Source organism: Paracidovorax valerianellae (genome assembly GCF_900102625.1).
GTDB classification, from domain to species: Bacteria; Pseudomonadota; Gammaproteobacteria; order Burkholderiales; family Burkholderiaceae_C; genus Paracidovorax; species Paracidovorax valerianellae.
In genome coordinates, this window is the sequence record NZ_FMZC01000014.1 from 1 (window position 1) to 14,144 (window position 14,144).

Below are 14,144 nucleotides of genomic sequence, written 5' to 3' on the forward strand. Positions count from 1 at the left end.
CGGTCAGAGCGCCTTGACCAGTTCCGGCACGGCCGTGAACAGATCGGCCTCCAGGCCATAGTCGGCCACGCTGAAGATCGGCGCTTCCGGGTCCTTGTTGATCGCAACGATCACCTTGGAGTCCTTCATGCCCGCCAGATGCTGGATCGCGCCCGAGATGCCCGCCGCGATGTACAGCTGCGGCGCCACGATCTTGCCCGTCTGCCCCACCTGCAGGTCGTTGGGCGCGTAGCCCGCATCCACCGCCGCGCGGCTGGCGCCGATGGCAGCTCCCAGCTTGTCGGCCAGCGGGGTCATCACTTCGGTGAACTTTTCGTTGCTGCCCAGCGCCCGGCCACCGGAGACGATGATCTTGGCGGCGGTGAGCTCGGGGCGGTCGCTCTTGGTGACTTCGCGGCCCACGAAGCTGCTCTTGCCGGTGTCGGCGGCGGCATCGGCCTTCTCGACAGCGGCAGAGCCTCCGGTGGCAGCGGCGGCGTCAAAGCCCGTGGTGCGCACGGTGATGACCTTGGTCGCATCGCTGCTTTGCACGGTGGCGATGGCGTTGCCGGCGTAGATGGGGCGCTCGAAGGTGTCGGGGCTGTCCACCTTGGTGATGTCGCTGATCTGCGCGACATCGAGCTTGGCGGCCACGCGGGGCGCGACGTTCTTGCCGTTGGCGGTGGCCGGGAACAGGATGTGGCTGTAGTTGGCGGCAATGGCCAGGACCTGGGCGGCAACGTTCTCGGCCAGGCCGTCCTTCAGGCTGGCGCCGTCGGCGTGGATGACCTTGGCGACGCCGGCGATCTGCGCGGCGGCCTGGGCGGCGGCTTCGGCGCCGTTGCCGGCCACCAGGATGTGCACGTCGCCACCGCAGGCCACTGCGGCCGTGACGGTGTTCAGGGTGGAGGGCTTGATGCTGGCGTTGTCGTGTTCGGCAATTACGAGGGCTGTCATGTTCAGATCACCTTTGCTTCGTTCTTGAGCTTGTCCACCAGGGCGGCGACGTCGGGCACCTTGATGCCGGCACCGCGTTTGGGGGGCTCGGAGACCTTGAGGGTTTTAAGGCGCGGCTTGACATCGACCCCGAGGTCTTCGGGCTTGATGGTGTCCAACTGCTTTTTCTTGGCCTTCATGATGTTGGGCAAGGTGACGTAGCGCGGCTCGTTCAGGCGCAGGTCGGTCGTGATGACGGCCGGCAGCGTGAGGGAGATGGTCTCCAGCCCGCCATCGACTTCGCGCGTGACGTTGACCTTGTCGCCGCTCACCTCGACCTTGGAGGCGAAGGTGGCCTGGGGCAGGTCGGCCAGGGCCGCGAGCATCTGGCCGGTCTGGTTGGCGTCGTCGTCGATCGCCTGCTTGCCCAGGATGATGAGCTGGGGCTGCTCCTTGTCCACCAGCGCTTTCAGGATCTTGGCCACGGCCAGGGGCTGCAGCTCTTCGGCGGTTTCCACCAGGATGGCGCGGTCGGCGCCGATGGCCATGGCGGTGCGCAGCGTTTCCTGGCACTGGGCCACGCCGCAGGAGACGGCGATGACTTCGGTCACCACGCCCTTTTCTTTCAGGCGGACCGCCTCTTCGACGGCGATCTCGTCAAAGGGGTTCATGCTCATCTTCACGTTCGCGATGTCCACACCCGTGTTGTCCGACTTCACCCGGACCTTCACGTTGTAGTCCACCACGCGCTTGACGGGTACGAGAATTTTCATGAGAGCGTTCTTTCCTCTGTGCGATAGATAGGTTGACGGAGCCCTCGGCGGTCACTCCGAGGCGATGCCCTTGTCGCGGATCAGCTGGCCCCACTTGGCGTAGTCCTGCTGCACCCGCTTGGCCATCTGTGCGGGGTCTTCGTATCGCGCGATGGCACCGGCATGCAGCAGCTTCTCCTGCGTTTCCTTTTCGGCCAGGATCTGTTTGACCTCGTTCGCCACGCGGTCCACGACTGCCTTGGGCGTACCGGGCGGCGCGAGCAGGCCACCCCAGGACACGGCGTCGTACCCCTTGAAGCCTTGTTCTGCGATGGTCGGCACATCGGGCAGCATGCTCACGCGCTGTGGCGAGCCCACGGCAATGGCGCGGAGCTTGCCCGCCTGGATGTGAGGCAGCGCGGCGACCAGATCGGCATACATGATGGGCACCTGGCCGCCGAGGGTGTCGGTGATGGCCGGAACGCCGCCCTTGTAGGGCACGTGCTGCATGTCGAAATGGCCCATCTGCTTGAGCAGTTCCATGCTGAGGTGCCCGAAGCTGCCCGTCCCGGAACTGGTGTAGTTGAGCGGCGTCTTCTGCGCCTTGGCATGGTCGATGAGCTTGCGCAGATCGGTCACGTCCGGCATCTGCGCCGGGTTGACGACCACCACGATGGGCAGGTCGTACACGGTGGCGACGGGGGTGAAATCCTTGACCGTGTCATAGCTCAGCTTCTTGTACAGGTGCGGGGCCAGCAGGGTCGGAGTGGCCAGCATCATGAAGGTGTAGCCATCAGGGTCGGCTTTTGCCACTTGCGATGCGGCGATGGAGCCCGATGCGCCGGGGCGGTTGTCCACCACCACGGGTTGCTTCAGGCGATCCGCCAGCTTCTGCCCGACGATGCGCGATGCCGTGTCCGTAGGCCCGCCCGCCGGAAAGGGCACCACCAGCTTGATCATCTTGGCGGGCCAGGCCGGCGCCGCCTGCTGTGCGCTGGCGGTGCCGATCCACCAGGGGGCGGCGGCCAGAACCGCGAGAGCGCACCGGCGGGTGCGGGCCAAAGGGGCAGTACCGGGCAAAGTCATGGGTTTTCCAGTCAATCCAACAGTCAAATCAGTCAATGCATGGCGCTGCCACAGCCTCCGCGCTGAGCGCAGAGGCTGGGCCGCCAAAAGGTTCAGTCCAGCTTGGCGCCGGCTTCTTCGACCAGCGCCTTCCACACGGGCATATCGCGCTGGTAGTTCTCGCGAAAGGCTTCGGGGCTGTTCATCAGCGGCAGGAAGCCGGCGCCCACGGTGCGTTCCAGCACCTTCGGGTCCTTGGCGATCTCGCGCAGATGGGCGTAGAGCTGGTCCACGATGTCCTTGGGCAACCCACCCGGCGCTCCCATGGCCACCCAGCCATAGATTGCATAGGCATCGTCCTTCACGCCCTGCTCATCGATGGAGGGCAGCGTGGGCAAGATGTCCATGCGCTGCCGGCCCGTCACGCCGATGGCCTTAAGACGGCCAGCGTCGATGAAGGGCTTGGTGTTCAGTGCACTCGAAAAGCACATCTGCAGCTGGCCACCGATCAGCTCCTGAATCATGGGAGCCTCGCCTTTGTAGGCGACATGTGTCATGTCCGCGTCCATGGTCTTGCTCATGTAGGCACCCGCCAGATGGGCATAGGAGCCCACGCCCCAGGACCCGTACGAGAGCTTGCCTTTGTTGGCCTTCACATAGGCCAGCAGTTCCTTCATGTTGCTGGCAGGCACGGACGGATGCACCACGAGCGTGACCGGCGCCGCCGCGATCTGCGTGATGGGCGTGATGTCCTTTTGCGGGTCGTACGGCAGCTTGGTGTACAGAAACTGGTTGATCAGCATCGACGTGCTGAGCGACACCAGCAGGGTGTGGCCATCGGGCGCCGCCTTGGCTACGGCGTCGGTGCCCAGGATGCCCGCGGCACCTGCCCGGTTGTCGACCACCACGGGCTGGCCCACGCGCTTGGACAGGGCTTCGCCCACCGTGCGGGCGATGATGTCCGTCGCGCCCCCCGCGTTGAACGGCACGATCAGCCGGATCGGCTTGGTCGGCCAGGCGGCTTTGGCGGGCTGCGCTGCGGCATGGCCGAGCACGCTGGCGCTCCCCAGGGCAGCTAAGCCCTGCAGCAAATGGCGGCGGTTGAATTCGTTTCCCATAGCGTTGTCTCCTGTGATCTTTGCGATCGTCGTCGTCAAGGGATGTCAGCGGCCCCGTTGCACCGTCTGGTGCGGTTTGTGCGCAAGGGGCCGGGCGGAAAAACCGGGGTCAGGCCATCAGGCCGCGGGCGTGTCCCCCGGAAGCGTCAGCACGCCGCGTTGCTGCAGCTGCTGAAGATCGTCGTCGCTCATCGACAGCAGGCGGTGCAGCACCTCGCGCGTACCCTCGCCCAGCGTGGGCGGGGCGTTGCGGATGGGCAGGCGCTGGCCATCCATGCGATAGGGCGGCGCAAAGACCGGGGTGGTGCCGACCACGGGGTGCGGCATGTCGCGCAGCAGGCCGCTGCGGCGCGTGCGCTCGCTGGTCAGCGCTTCGTGCAGGCCAGCCACGCGGCCACAGGGAATGCCGGCGGCGGTGAGGCGCTCGAGCAGCAAGTCGCGCGGGAAGGCTCGAATCAGCTCCTTGAGCAACGGTCCCAGTTCCAGCCGGTTCTTCGCGCGGTTCACGTTGGTGGAAAAGCGTGGGTCCTCCACGATGTCCGGCCGCTCGATGACCTGGCGGCAGAACTTGTCGAACTGAGCGTTGTTGCCCACGGCGATGATCAGCGGGCCGTCTGCGGCGTCATACATGCCGTACGGCACGATGGACGGGTGGGCATTGCCATAGCGCTCAGGGTCGTGGCCCAGCTGCATGGCATCAAGCCCGTAGTAGCCCGTGACCATGATGCCGCAGTCATACAGCGCCATCTCGATGAGCCGCCCTTTGCCGGTGCGCTCGCGGCGGAACAGCGCCGCCAGCACGGCCTGCGCGGCATACATGCCGGTCATCAAGTCCACCACGGCCACGCCGAATTTCAGCGGCGGCTGCGTGGCCTCGCCGTTCAGAGCCATCAGCCCGGATTCGCCCTGGATGACCAAGTCGTAGCCCGGGCGCTTGGCCTCCGGGCCGCTGCTGTCATAGCCGGCCACGGCGCAATAGATCAGGTCGGGCCGGATCGCCTTGAGCTGCTCGTACCCCAGGCCCAGCTTCTCGGCGCCGCCGGTCTTGAAGTTGTGGATGACCACGTCGAACTGCGGCAGAAGGTCGTGGACGATCTGCAGGCCCTCGGGGCTTTGCAGATCCAGCGTGATGGACCGCTTGTTGCGGTTCATGCTGTTGTAGTAAGTGGTCTCGGTCTTGCCGATGCGCATGCCCCAGTCGCGCGTATCGTCGCCACGGCCCGGGTGCTCGACCTTGATCACCTCGGCACCGAAGTCGGCCAGCACCTGGCCGCACAGCGGCCCGGCAAAAACGCGCGAAAGATCGAGCACACGCACCCCTTCCAGCGGAAAGTCGATGTCCTGTGACGGGTCTGCGGTGGTCATGGGTGGGTCTCCTGAGGAATGTTCTGGGGTGCTGTGCAAGCGGCCGGCCATCAATCCAGGCCGCGCAGGGGAGTGAAGTCCGGCGTGCGTTTCTCCAGGAATGCGCCGATGCCTTCGCGCGACTCCTGCGTGGCTTGCGAGATCACCATGAAGCGGGCTTCGCTTTCCAATTGCTCTTCCAACGACGCCTGTGGCGCCGAACGGCACAGGCGCTTGATGCGTGCCATGGCCCGTTGCGGCCCATTCGCCACGCTGCCTGCCAGCGCCAGAGCGCCCGCCAGGGCCTCGCCCGGCTCGGTCAGGCGGTTGACGGCGCCCAACGCATGCAGGCGCTCGCCCGAAATGCGCTCACCCGTCAGGCAAAGCTCGGTCAGCACCTGGCGAGAGACGAACTCCGCCAGGAAAGCGGTGGCGCCGCCGTCCGGCGTGAGGCCCACCTTCACGTACGCCACGGAGAACACGGCATTTCGGGCAGCCACCAGCATGTCGCACGCCAGTGCCAGCGACAGCCCCGCACCGGCGGCAGCGCCCTCCACGGCAGCGATCACGGGCTTTTCGCAGTCGCGCACCGTACGGATCAGGTCGTGCAATCCATCGAGCTTGGCGCGGCGCTCCTCAATGCTCAGTTCGCGCCGCTTGGCGAGTTGGCGCAAATCGCCGCCTGCGCAGAAATGGCCACCCTCGCCCGTCAGCACGATGGCGCCGACAGCCGGATCGGCCTGCGCGTCAGCCAAAGCCTGCGTCAGCGCGACATAGAACGCAGGCGACAGCGCATTGCGCGCGGCCGTGTTGTTGTTGCTCAGCACCAGCACGGCACCTTCGCGCCGCTCCATCAAGGGCTGGGTCGTCTCCATCATGGCAAACCTTTCAACGCTTCAGCGTGGATGGGCCAGGGCCATGAACCGGCCCAGGTGGTGGTCTTCATCGCCGAACTGGTGGTCGATCAGCACCAGGCGTTTGGCATAGTGCGAAAGGGGCAGTTCCCAGGTCATGCCGATACCGCCGTGCAGCTGAATGCTTTCTTCGGCAACCAGCGTGCCCACATAGCCTGCGGTGTACTTGGCGGCGGACAAGGCCCGCTTCCGAGGCGCACCGTCGGCGTTGTCGATGGCATCGGCGGCATTGATGACGGCAGAGCGCATCTGCTCCACCTCCAGCAGCAGATCCGCCATGCGGTGCTGCAGCGCCTGGAAGGTGCCGATCACCACGCCGAACTGCTTGCGCGTCTGCAGGTATTCGAGCGTGCTCTCCTTGGCCACCTCCATGGCGCCCAAAGCCTCGGACGCCAGCGCCAGCAGCGCATAGCCCTGCACATGCTCCAGCACCGCATGGCCCTCGCCTTCGGTGCCCAGCAGGGAATCGCTGCCCAACTGCACATCGGTGAACGTCAACTCGGCCGCACGGCCGCCTTCGATGCGGTTGTAGCCGCGCTTGGCGATGCCGGGCGCGCTGCCGTCCACCAGGAACAGGCTGATGCCGGCCGCATCGAACGGATTGCCCGCCGTGCGGGCGGAAACCAGCAGCAGATCGGCCTTCTCGCCGAAAGCCACCACGGCCTTCGCGCCGTTCAGCGCCCAGCCGTGGGCGGTCTTGGTGGCCGTGGTGGACACGTTGGAAAGCTCGTAGTGGCTGCCGGGCTCATCGTGCGCCAGGGCGGCAATCACACCGCCGCTCACGATGTCCTCAAGCCTGGCCTTTTGCGCCTCGGTGCCCGCTGCGATCAGTGCCTGGCCCACGACCAGGGCGCCCAGCAGGGGCTCGGCCACCAGGCCGCGGCCCAGGGCCTCGAACACGACGCTGATGTCGAAGCCCGCACCGCCAAAGCCGCCTGCGGCCTCGGGGAACAGGGCGCCAATGGCGCCCAGCTCGGCAAACTGGGCGTACAGCGCGGGGCTGTGGCCCTCATCGCCGTAGGCGAGCTGGTTGCGGTGTTCGATGCCATATTGCTCGGCGATGAAACGGTTCAGGCTGTCCGCCAGCATGCGGCGGTCTTCGGTGTGCACGAAGTTCATAGAAAACTCTTTTCCCAATCCACTACAGGCCAAGGATCATCTTGGAGATGATGTTCTTCTGGATCTCGTTGGAGCCGCCGAAGATCGACAGCTTGCGGTAGTTGAAATAGTTGGCGGCCGCCGTCGCGGCTTCTTCAGGGCTGACCGGCGCATCGGCAAAGCCCTCGTACTGGGCTTCTTCGATGAAAGGCGCGGCGTATACGCCCATGGCACGCCGGATCAGCGAAAGAATCTCCTGCCGGATCTCGGTACCGCGGATCTTGAGCATGGAGCTTTCCGCACCCGGCACCCCGCCGCCGGCCACTGCGGCGATCACGCGCAGGTTGGTGGTCTTCATGTTCTCCAGATCGATCTCGACGCGCGCTATTCGCGCTGCAAACAGGGGGTCCTGATCGATCGGCTTGCCGTTCTTGTGCACCGTGGCGGCGATGACCTTGAGTTTCGCCAGGGCGGAGATGCAAAAACCCACGCCAGTGATGCCGGTGCGCTCATAGGTCAGCAGGTACTTGGCGTAGGTCCAGCCCTTGTTTTCTTCGCCCACCAGGTTTTCCACGGGCACCTTCACATCGGTGAAGAAGACTTCATTCACCTCATGGTCACCGTCCAGCGTGCGAATCGGGCGCAGTTCCACGCCGGGGCTGTTCATGTCCACCAGCAAGAAGCTGATGCCCGCCTGGGCCTTGGCTTCGCGGTTGGTGCGCACCAGGCAGAAGATCATGTTGGCATGCTGACCCTGGGTGGTCCAGGTCTTCTGCCCGTTGACGACGTAGTGGTCGCCCTGCAGGACCGCCGTGGTCTTCACCGAAGCCAGGTCCGAACCCGCACCAGGCTCGGAATAACCCTGGCACCACCAATCGGCACCGCTCAGGATGCGCGGCAACCAGTGGCGCTTCTGCGCTTCGTTGCCGTACTTGATCAACACCGGCCCGAGCATGCTCACGCCGAAAGGCACGATGCGCGGGCCGCCGGCCAAGGCGCATTCGGTATCGAAGATGAACTTCTCGACCGCGCCCCAGCCCGGCCCGCCGTGCTCCTGGGGCCAGTGGTTGGCGAGCCAGCCGCGCGCGTTGAGGATGGCATGCCACTCCTCCTGGTCGGCCTTGCTCAGGCGTTGGCCGGCCTTGACCTTAGCGGCGATGCGCGCGGGCAGCTGGTCCTTGAGGAAGGCCTGGACTTCGGCGCGAAAGGCTTCTTCTTGGGAGGTGAACTGCAGATCCATGGGGTGTTTCCGAACGGTCTCAATAGATTTCAAACAGGCCGGCAGCGCCCATGCCACCGGCGATGCACATGGTGACTACGCCGTACTTGGCTTTGCGGCGCCGGCCTTCGAGCAGGATGTGGCCAGCCAGGCGCGCGCCGGTCATGCCGAAAGGGTGGCCGATGGAGATCGCGCCACCGTTGACGTTCAAGCGCTCCAGCGGAATGCCCAGTTGCCGCTGGCAATACAGCGCTTGCGAGGCGAACGCCTCGTTCAGTTCCCACAGGCCGATGTCGTCCACCGTGAGGCCATGGCGCTTCAACAGCTTGGGAACCGCGAACACCGGGCCGATGCCCATTTCGTCGGGCTCGCAGCCAGCCACCGCCATGCCGCGGAAAGCCCCCAGCGGCTGCAGGCCCAGTCGTTCGGCCTGCCGGGCGTCCATGAGCACGCACGCGCTGGACCCGTCGGAGAGTTGCGAGGCGTTGCCGGCCGTCACGAAATGGCCTTCGCCCTTCACAGGCTCCAGCTTGGCAAGGCCTTCCAGGGTCGTGCCAGGGCGATTGCAGTTGTCGCGGGTGGCGATCACGTCGCGGTAGGTGACTTCGCCCGTGTCCTTGTTCTTTTCCATCATGCGTGCGGCGCAGGCAATGATTTCGTCGGCGAACAGGCCGTTGTCCTGCGCGGCAGCCGTGCGCTGCTGGCTCAAAAGCGAAAACGCGTCCTGGTCTTCGCGGCTGATCCGGTAACGCTGGGCCACCACGTCGGCCGTGTCGATCATGGCCATGAACAGCTCGGGCTTGCGCTCGACCAGCCAGGGGTCGAGATCGGCGGGCGTGCCCAGGGCGCGGGCGCCCGAAATGCTCTCCACCCCGCCGGCGATCATCGCGTCCACGCCTTCGGCCACGATGCGGCCGGCCGCGATGGCGATGGCCTGCAGGCCCGAGGCGCAGAAACGCGTGACCGTGGTGCCGGCAATGGACAGCGGCAGTTCGGCCCGCAGAACGGTCTGGCGACCCAGGTTCTTGCCCTGCATGCCCTCGGGGTTGCCGCAGCCCAGGATCAGATCTTCGATCAGCCCCGGGTCGATGCCCGCGCGTTCCACGGCGGCCTTGACCGAATACGCCGCCAATTGCGGCGCGGGCGTGACATTGAATTCACCGCGGTGGGATTTGGCCTGCGGAGTGCGGGCAGTGGAAACGATGACGGCTTCGCGCATTAATGTGTCCCGGTCGGTTTCTAGTATCTTTTTGATAGCTGCCAGCGCATTCATTGCAAGGGTTTCGATGCCATTTCCCATTGAACCCTTGATAAACATGCGCTGGCGGCTCTTATTTTTGAAGCACTTGCCAGCTGTTCACCCGAATCGAGGGAAAGCCGGCCGCGGCTCAGGCGGCTTTGTTCAGGCTGTCGAAGTTCTTGCCTTCGGCCACCAGCTTTTCCAGCAGCGGGGCTGGCTGCCAGAACAGAGGGTCTTCCTTGGCGAACTCGCGGATGTCGGCCAGGATCGTGGCCAGCCCCACCATATCGGCGTACTTCATGGGCCCGCCCCGAAAGCGCGGGAAACCATACCCAGACAGAAAGGTCACGTCCACATCCAGCGGACGCAGGGCGATGCCCTCGTCCACCACCTTGGCGCCTTCGTTGACCATCGCCGCCAGGTAGCGACGCATGATCTCTTCGGGCGTGAAGCTGCGCGGGGTGATGCCCTTCTTGGCGCGCTCGGCATCGACGATGGCCAGCACTTCCGGGTCGGGCTGGCCTGCGCGGGAGCCTTCGGGATACCGGTAAAAGCCGCGCCCCGTCTTCTGGCCGAACCAGCCGCGCTCGCAGATGCGGTCGGCAATCTCGACATAGCGAGCCTTCGGATCGCGCGTTGCGGCGCGGCGCTTGCGTGTGGCCCAGCCGATGTCGCCGCCCGCCAGGTCGGTCACCTGGAACGGTCCCATGGGGTAGCCGAAGCCGCGCACGGCCGCGTCGATCTCGTAGGGGCTGGCGCCGTCTTCCATGAGGTAGTCCGCAGCCTGCTTGTACACGGCCAGGATGCGGTTGCCGATGAAGCCGTCGCACACGCCTGCGCGCACCGGAATTTTCTTCATGCGCTTGGCCAGTTCGAAGGCCGTCGTCACCACGTCGGGCGCCACCTTGGCGGGCACCACGATCTCCAGCAGCTTCATGATGTTGGCCGGGCTGAAGAAGTGCAGGCCGATCACATCCTGAGGGCGCGCAGTGGCGGCAGCGATCGCATCGATGTCGAGGTAAGAGGTGTTGGTCGCCAGCACGGCGCCAGGCTTGCAGACGCGGTCCAGTTCCCGGAACACGGCTTTCTTGACGTCGAGGTCTTCGAACACCGCCTCGATCACCAGGTCCACGTCCTTGACCGCGTCGTAGGACGTGCTGGCGGTGTAGCGGTCCATGGTGGCCGCCTTGGCCGGCTCGGTCATGCGCCCCTTGGCGATGAGGCCGTCATAGACCTTTTCCACGTTGGCCCGGCCGCGCGCGATCGATTCAGGATCCCGCTCCACCATCACCACCGAAAGGCCCGCGTCCAGCGCCGACACGGTAATGCCCGCGCCCATGGTGCCGCCGCCGATGACGGCGATCCGGGCGACGGGGCGCGGCGCAGCGGCCCGGGCCTCGGGAATTTTGGAGGTTTCGTGCTCGGCAAAGAAAGCGTGGATGAGGCCAGCGCGCTGCGGGCTGTCCAGGCATTCCATGAACAGCGCGCGCTCCTTGGCCATGCCTTCATCGAACGGCAATTCGACGGCGGCGCGCACGCATTCGATGATCTTCATGGGCGAGAACAAACCTCGGCTTTTGCGTGCCGTGTCGGCCGCCAGCGCGTCCAGGTCGGCCAGTGCGGCCAGTGCGGCCGCCGGCTCTGCAATGGCAAGGTCGCGCGTGCGGCGCACCGGGGCGTTCTGTGCCAGCAAGGCATTGGCATAGGCCAGGCCGGCCGCTGTGGGATCCGTACCTTCCACGCATTGGTCCACCAGACCCGCGGCCAGCGCCGCCTTGGCTGACAACGGCTTGCCGCCGAGCATCAATTCGGCGGCGGCCTTCACGCCCATCAGACGCGGAGCACGCTGCGTGCCGCCGGCGCCCGGCAGCAGGCCCAGGTTCACCTCGGGCAAGCCCAGTTGAGCGCCTGCGGAAGCGCTCTGCAGCGCGAGGCGATAGTGCGCCGACAGAGCCACTTCCAGTCCACCGCCCAGCGCGGCGCCATGAATCGCAGCGATGACCGGCTTGGTGCATGCCTCGATGCGCGCGCAGACGTCGGGCAACGACGGCGGCACCGCAGGTTGTCCGAACTCGCGAATGTCGGCGCCGGCGATGAAAGCCTTGCCCTCGCCTACGATCAACACGGCCTTGGCCTGGGTGCTGGCCTCGGCCTTCTCCATGGCAGCCAGCAGGCCCTGACGCACTGCCGCGCCCAAGGCGTTGACCGGCGGGTTGTGGATGCTGACCACCAGCACGTCGCCCTGCTGGCGTGTCTGAACGACCGAAGCCGCTGCCTCACGAGTCATGCGCATGTCTCCTTTTATGGGTACGGAAAGTCCAGGGACCATTCTTACGGCGACAATGGTTTCTAACAATCCCATGAATCATTGACAGACTGTCAAATGATTTAAACCAATATCTCGCTGAGACATGGATTCCCAATCGCTGACCCTGCTGGTCGAAATCATCGACAGCGGCAACCTGAGCCAGGCTGCGCGCAAGCTCAAGATGACGCGCGCCAACGTGAGCTACCACCTCGCCAAGCTGGAAAAGGACGTGGGCGTGCAACTGGTGCAGCGCACCACCCGGCGCGTGGAGCCGACGGAAATCGGCCTGCGCCTGTACCAGCACGGGCGCACCATTCACAACGAAATGCTTGCGGCCCGAGAAGCCGTCACCACCTTGGGCCAGGGCCTGCAAGGCCGCGTGGGCATCAGCGTGCCCAGCGGCTACGGGCAGATCGTGGTGAGCGATTGGCTCATCGAATTCAAGCGCACCTATCCGGGCATCGTGCTGGACGTCCTGTTCGAGAACCGCGCCGACAACCTGCGCGACGACGTCGATATCGCCATCCGCGTGGTGCAGGAGCCGCCGCTGTCGCTGGTGGCCCGCAGCCTGGGTACCGTGCGATATCTGGCCTGCGCCTCTCTCGAATATGCGCACCGCCACGGGCTGCCGCGCACGCTGCATGCCCTGCGCACCAGCCCCGTGATCACCGCCGGCGTGACCGGGCGCCAACTGCGACTGGCGGCCTATCAAGGCAGCGAACGGCATGAGGTGATGCTGGAGCCGACCATGATTTCCGAGCACTTCCCGTTCCTTCGCCAGGGCATCCTCGCCGGCCTGGGCGTGGGGCTGGTGCCGGATTACGTGGTGCAGGACAAGCTGGAAAGCGGCGAGGTGCTGACCACCCTCGATGAATACCGCCTGAGCATCTTCGGCACCCACATGTACCTGCTGTACCTGCCCAACCGCCACCAGACACGGGCCGTGCGAACCTGCATCGACTTCCTGCTGGCGAAAGCCACTCCCTCAACCGCGGCGCCTTGAGCGGGTAAGGCGGGCAGCAACTTCCGCCCCTACTGCGCCTGCGCGTCAAAGTAGGCGGCCCACGATTCAGGCCAGGCGTCGAGGCCTTGCGCTCGCTTGAAGTTCGCCATGGCCTCTTTGCGGGCACCGAGAGCGACCAGGGCAACACCCAGGTTGAAATAGGTATTGCGGTCGCTGGAGCCCAGTTTCACGGCCTTTTCAAGCACCCGGATGGCCTTTCGATGATTCGCTTGGTCGCACAGCACGGCACCGAGACAGGTGAGCGTCGCAACGCAGTCGGGATGCTCCTTCAACCGAGCAGCCAGCAAGCCCTGCGCTGCAGCCAAATGGACTTCCGACTGGTCTGCATCGGCAAAGGCTTCGTCGACCAGCCTCCGGCTTTCCTCGATGCAATTCATGGGCTGATGGACCTTGTGATGGTCAAGGAGGTTGCTGTCATGCCAGCGATGCACCAAAGCTGCGACCGCCAAAGCTGCGCCGGTATTCGCTGGGACTCACGCCCACCTGCCGAACGAACTGCGCCCGGAAATTGGCGCTCGACCCCAGCCCCACTTTCGACACGATCTGCTCGATGCTCAGCGATGTGCTTTCCAGCAGTTCCTGCCCCCGCCGCACGCGGGCGCGCACCAGCCACTGGGCAGGAGACATGCCAAGCTGCTCCTGAAAGCGGCGGTTGAGGGTGCGCTGGCTGCTGCGGGCCTGGCGGAGCCAGCATGTCGAGCGAGAGCTGCCATGGAGCTTTATCCAGGGCCAGGCCAGCACGGGCTGAAGCCCTTGATCGACTGTGTGTCCTGTCGCTGGATGAACTGGGCCTGGTCATGGTGTGGGCACTGGGGCTGGGCCTGGCGGTCTGGGGCGGCTGGCTCGGCACGGGGTGGCTCAATGCCAAGCTCGCTATCGTCTTGGTGCTGTCGGGCTTGCACGGTGTGTTGTCGGGCAGGCTCCGCCAGCGCATGCGCCACGGCGCCGGCAAGCAATCCGGTTGGGAGCGGCACAGCGCCGCCATGGCGGTCATCGGCGTCGGGGCAATCGTTTTACTGGTTGTGCTCAAACCTTAGCAGGCGGGCCCGCTGCCGTCCTCCAGCGCGTTCTTGAAACAGGCTCAGTGCTCAGTCACGGTAGTCCGCTGCACATTGACATACGACATGTATGCAAATTAACATGCGTG

Annotated in this window: 14 protein-coding genes; 2 read left to right on the forward strand and 12 right to left on the reverse strand. The window is 65.3% G+C overall.

Annotated elements, in window-relative coordinates; translation table 11 throughout:
- Positions 1-3: 3 nt before the first annotated feature.
- From BLT03_RS18540 to BLT03_RS18585, 10 genes are all read right to left on the reverse strand, one after another.
- Positions 4-936: an electron transfer flavoprotein subunit alpha/FixB family protein gene (locus BLT03_RS18540; protein WP_092743548.1), complete on the reverse strand. Its 933-nt coding sequence runs from the start codon at positions 934-936 to the stop codon at positions 4-6.
- A 2-nt stretch (positions 937-938) separates the two neighbouring features.
- Entirely contained in the window at positions 939-1,688 is a 750-nt protein-coding gene (locus BLT03_RS18545) for an electron transfer flavoprotein subunit beta/FixA family protein (RefSeq protein WP_092745254.1), read from the reverse strand.
- Positions 1,689-1,739: 51 nt separating this feature from the next.
- Positions 1,740-2,753 (reverse strand): Bug family tripartite tricarboxylate transporter substrate binding protein, encoded by a 1,014-nt coding sequence (locus BLT03_RS18550; RefSeq protein ID WP_092745255.1) that lies wholly within the window; start codon positions 2,751-2,753, stop codon positions 1,740-1,742.
- A 92-nt stretch (positions 2,754-2,845) separates the two neighbouring features.
- Positions 2,846-3,850 (reverse strand): Bug family tripartite tricarboxylate transporter substrate binding protein, encoded by a 1,005-nt coding sequence (locus BLT03_RS18555; protein WP_092745256.1) that lies wholly within the window; start codon positions 3,848-3,850, stop codon positions 2,846-2,848.
- Between the two features lie 117 nt (positions 3,851-3,967).
- The gene (locus tag BLT03_RS18560) at positions 3,968-5,215 is read right to left on the reverse strand and encodes a CaiB/BaiF CoA transferase family protein (protein WP_092745257.1); all 1,248 of its coding nucleotides are present in this window, start codon (positions 5,213-5,215) and stop codon (positions 3,968-3,970) included.
- 50 nt (positions 5,216-5,265) lie between these two features.
- Positions 5,266-6,072, reverse strand: coding sequence for an oxepin-CoA hydrolase, alternative type (locus BLT03_RS18565; RefSeq protein ID WP_092745258.1), 807 nt, complete (start codon positions 6,070-6,072; stop codon positions 5,266-5,268).
- Between the two features lie 18 nt (positions 6,073-6,090).
- A complete protein-coding gene (locus tag BLT03_RS18570; RefSeq protein WP_092745259.1) occupies positions 6,091-7,227 on the reverse strand; it encodes an acyl-CoA dehydrogenase family protein in 1,137 nt (378 codons plus the stop codon).
- Between the two features lie 22 nt (positions 7,228-7,249).
- Positions 7,250-8,446 (reverse strand): acyl-CoA dehydrogenase family protein, encoded by a 1,197-nt coding sequence (locus BLT03_RS18575; RefSeq protein WP_092745260.1) that lies wholly within the window; start codon positions 8,444-8,446, stop codon positions 7,250-7,252.
- Between the two features lie 19 nt (positions 8,447-8,465).
- Positions 8,466-9,644, reverse strand: coding sequence for an acetyl-CoA C-acyltransferase (locus BLT03_RS18580; protein WP_092745261.1), 1,179 nt, complete (start codon positions 9,642-9,644; stop codon positions 8,466-8,468).
- Positions 9,645-9,813: 169 nt separating this feature from the next.
- Positions 9,814-11,952 carry a 3-hydroxyacyl-CoA dehydrogenase NAD-binding domain-containing protein gene (locus BLT03_RS18585; protein ID WP_092745366.1) on the reverse strand — a complete coding sequence of 713 codons (2,139 nt, stop codon included), beginning with the start codon at positions 11,950-11,952 and terminating at the stop codon, positions 9,814-9,816.
- 124 nt (positions 11,953-12,076) lie between these two features.
- Here BLT03_RS18585 and BLT03_RS18590 point away from each other — a divergent pair, with 124 nt between their 5' ends.
- Positions 12,077-12,976 (forward strand): LysR family transcriptional regulator, encoded by a 900-nt coding sequence (locus tag BLT03_RS18590; protein WP_092745262.1) that lies wholly within the window; start codon positions 12,077-12,079, stop codon positions 12,974-12,976.
- Between the two features lie 29 nt (positions 12,977-13,005).
- Here the strand turns inward: BLT03_RS18590 and BLT03_RS18595 are convergent, their stop codons facing one another.
- Together BLT03_RS18595 and BLT03_RS18600 are read right to left on the reverse strand one after the other, a co-directional pair.
- The gene (locus tag BLT03_RS18595) at positions 13,006-13,374 is read right to left on the reverse strand and encodes a hypothetical protein (RefSeq protein WP_217640180.1); all 369 of its coding nucleotides are present in this window, start codon (positions 13,372-13,374) and stop codon (positions 13,006-13,008) included.
- 37 nt (positions 13,375-13,411) lie between these two features.
- Complete coding sequence (locus BLT03_RS18600; RefSeq protein WP_092745263.1) at positions 13,412-13,738, reverse strand: helix-turn-helix domain-containing protein; 327 nt, start codon at positions 13,736-13,738, stop codon at positions 13,412-13,414.
- On the opposite strand from BLT03_RS18600, the gene BLT03_RS18605 reads away from it, so the two are divergent.
- Entirely contained in the window at positions 13,690-14,034 is a 345-nt protein-coding gene (locus tag BLT03_RS18605; RefSeq protein ID WP_092745368.1) for a CopD family protein, read from the forward strand. The two genes, BLT03_RS18600 and BLT03_RS18605, sit on opposite strands and share 49 nt — an antisense overlap.
- The last annotated feature ends 110 nt before the right edge of the window (positions 14,035-14,144 follow it).

Bases quoted from the DNA above. Each gene is read 5' to 3' on its own strand.
- BLT03_RS18585 (WP_092745366.1), bottom strand. From the start codon at position 11,952: ATGACTCGTGAGGCAGCGGCTTCGGTCGTTCAGACACGCCAGCAGGGC.
- BLT03_RS18570 (WP_092745259.1), bottom strand. From the start codon at position 7,227: ATGAACTTCGTGCACACCGAAGACCGCCGCATGCTGGCGGACAGCCTG.
- BLT03_RS18595 (WP_217640180.1), bottom strand. From the start codon at position 13,374: ATGAATTGCATCGAGGAAAGCCGGAGGCTGGTCGACGAAGCCTTTGCC.
- BLT03_RS18555 (WP_092745256.1), bottom strand. From the start codon at position 3,850: ATGGGAAACGAATTCAACCGCCGCCATTTGCTGCAGGGCTTAGCTGCC.
- BLT03_RS18580 (WP_092745261.1), bottom strand. From the start codon at position 9,644: ATGCGCGAAGCCGTCATCGTTTCCACTGCCCGCACTCCGCAGGCCAAA.
- BLT03_RS18575 (WP_092745260.1), bottom strand. From the start codon at position 8,446: ATGGATCTGCAGTTCACCTCCCAAGAAGAAGCCTTTCGCGCCGAAGTC.
- BLT03_RS18605 (WP_092745368.1), top strand. From the start codon at position 13,690: ATGTCGAGCGAGAGCTGCCATGGAGCTTTATCCAGGGCCAGGCCAGCA.
- BLT03_RS18550 (WP_092745255.1), bottom strand. From the start codon at position 2,753: ATGACTTTGCCCGGTACTGCCCCTTTGGCCCGCACCCGCCGGTGCGCT.
- BLT03_RS18545 (WP_092745254.1), bottom strand. From the start codon at position 1,688: ATGAAAATTCTCGTACCCGTCAAGCGCGTGGTGGACTACAACGTGAAG.
- BLT03_RS18540 (WP_092743548.1), bottom strand. From the start codon at position 936: ATGACAGCCCTCGTAATTGCCGAACACGACAACGCCAGCATCAAGCCC.
- BLT03_RS18590 (WP_092745262.1), top strand. From the start codon at position 12,077: ATGGATTCCCAATCGCTGACCCTGCTGGTCGAAATCATCGACAGCGGC.
- BLT03_RS18560 (WP_092745257.1), bottom strand. From the start codon at position 5,215: ATGACCACCGCAGACCCGTCACAGGACATCGACTTTCCGCTGGAAGGG.
- BLT03_RS18565 (WP_092745258.1), bottom strand. From the start codon at position 6,072: ATGATGGAGACGACCCAGCCCTTGATGGAGCGGCGCGAAGGTGCCGTG.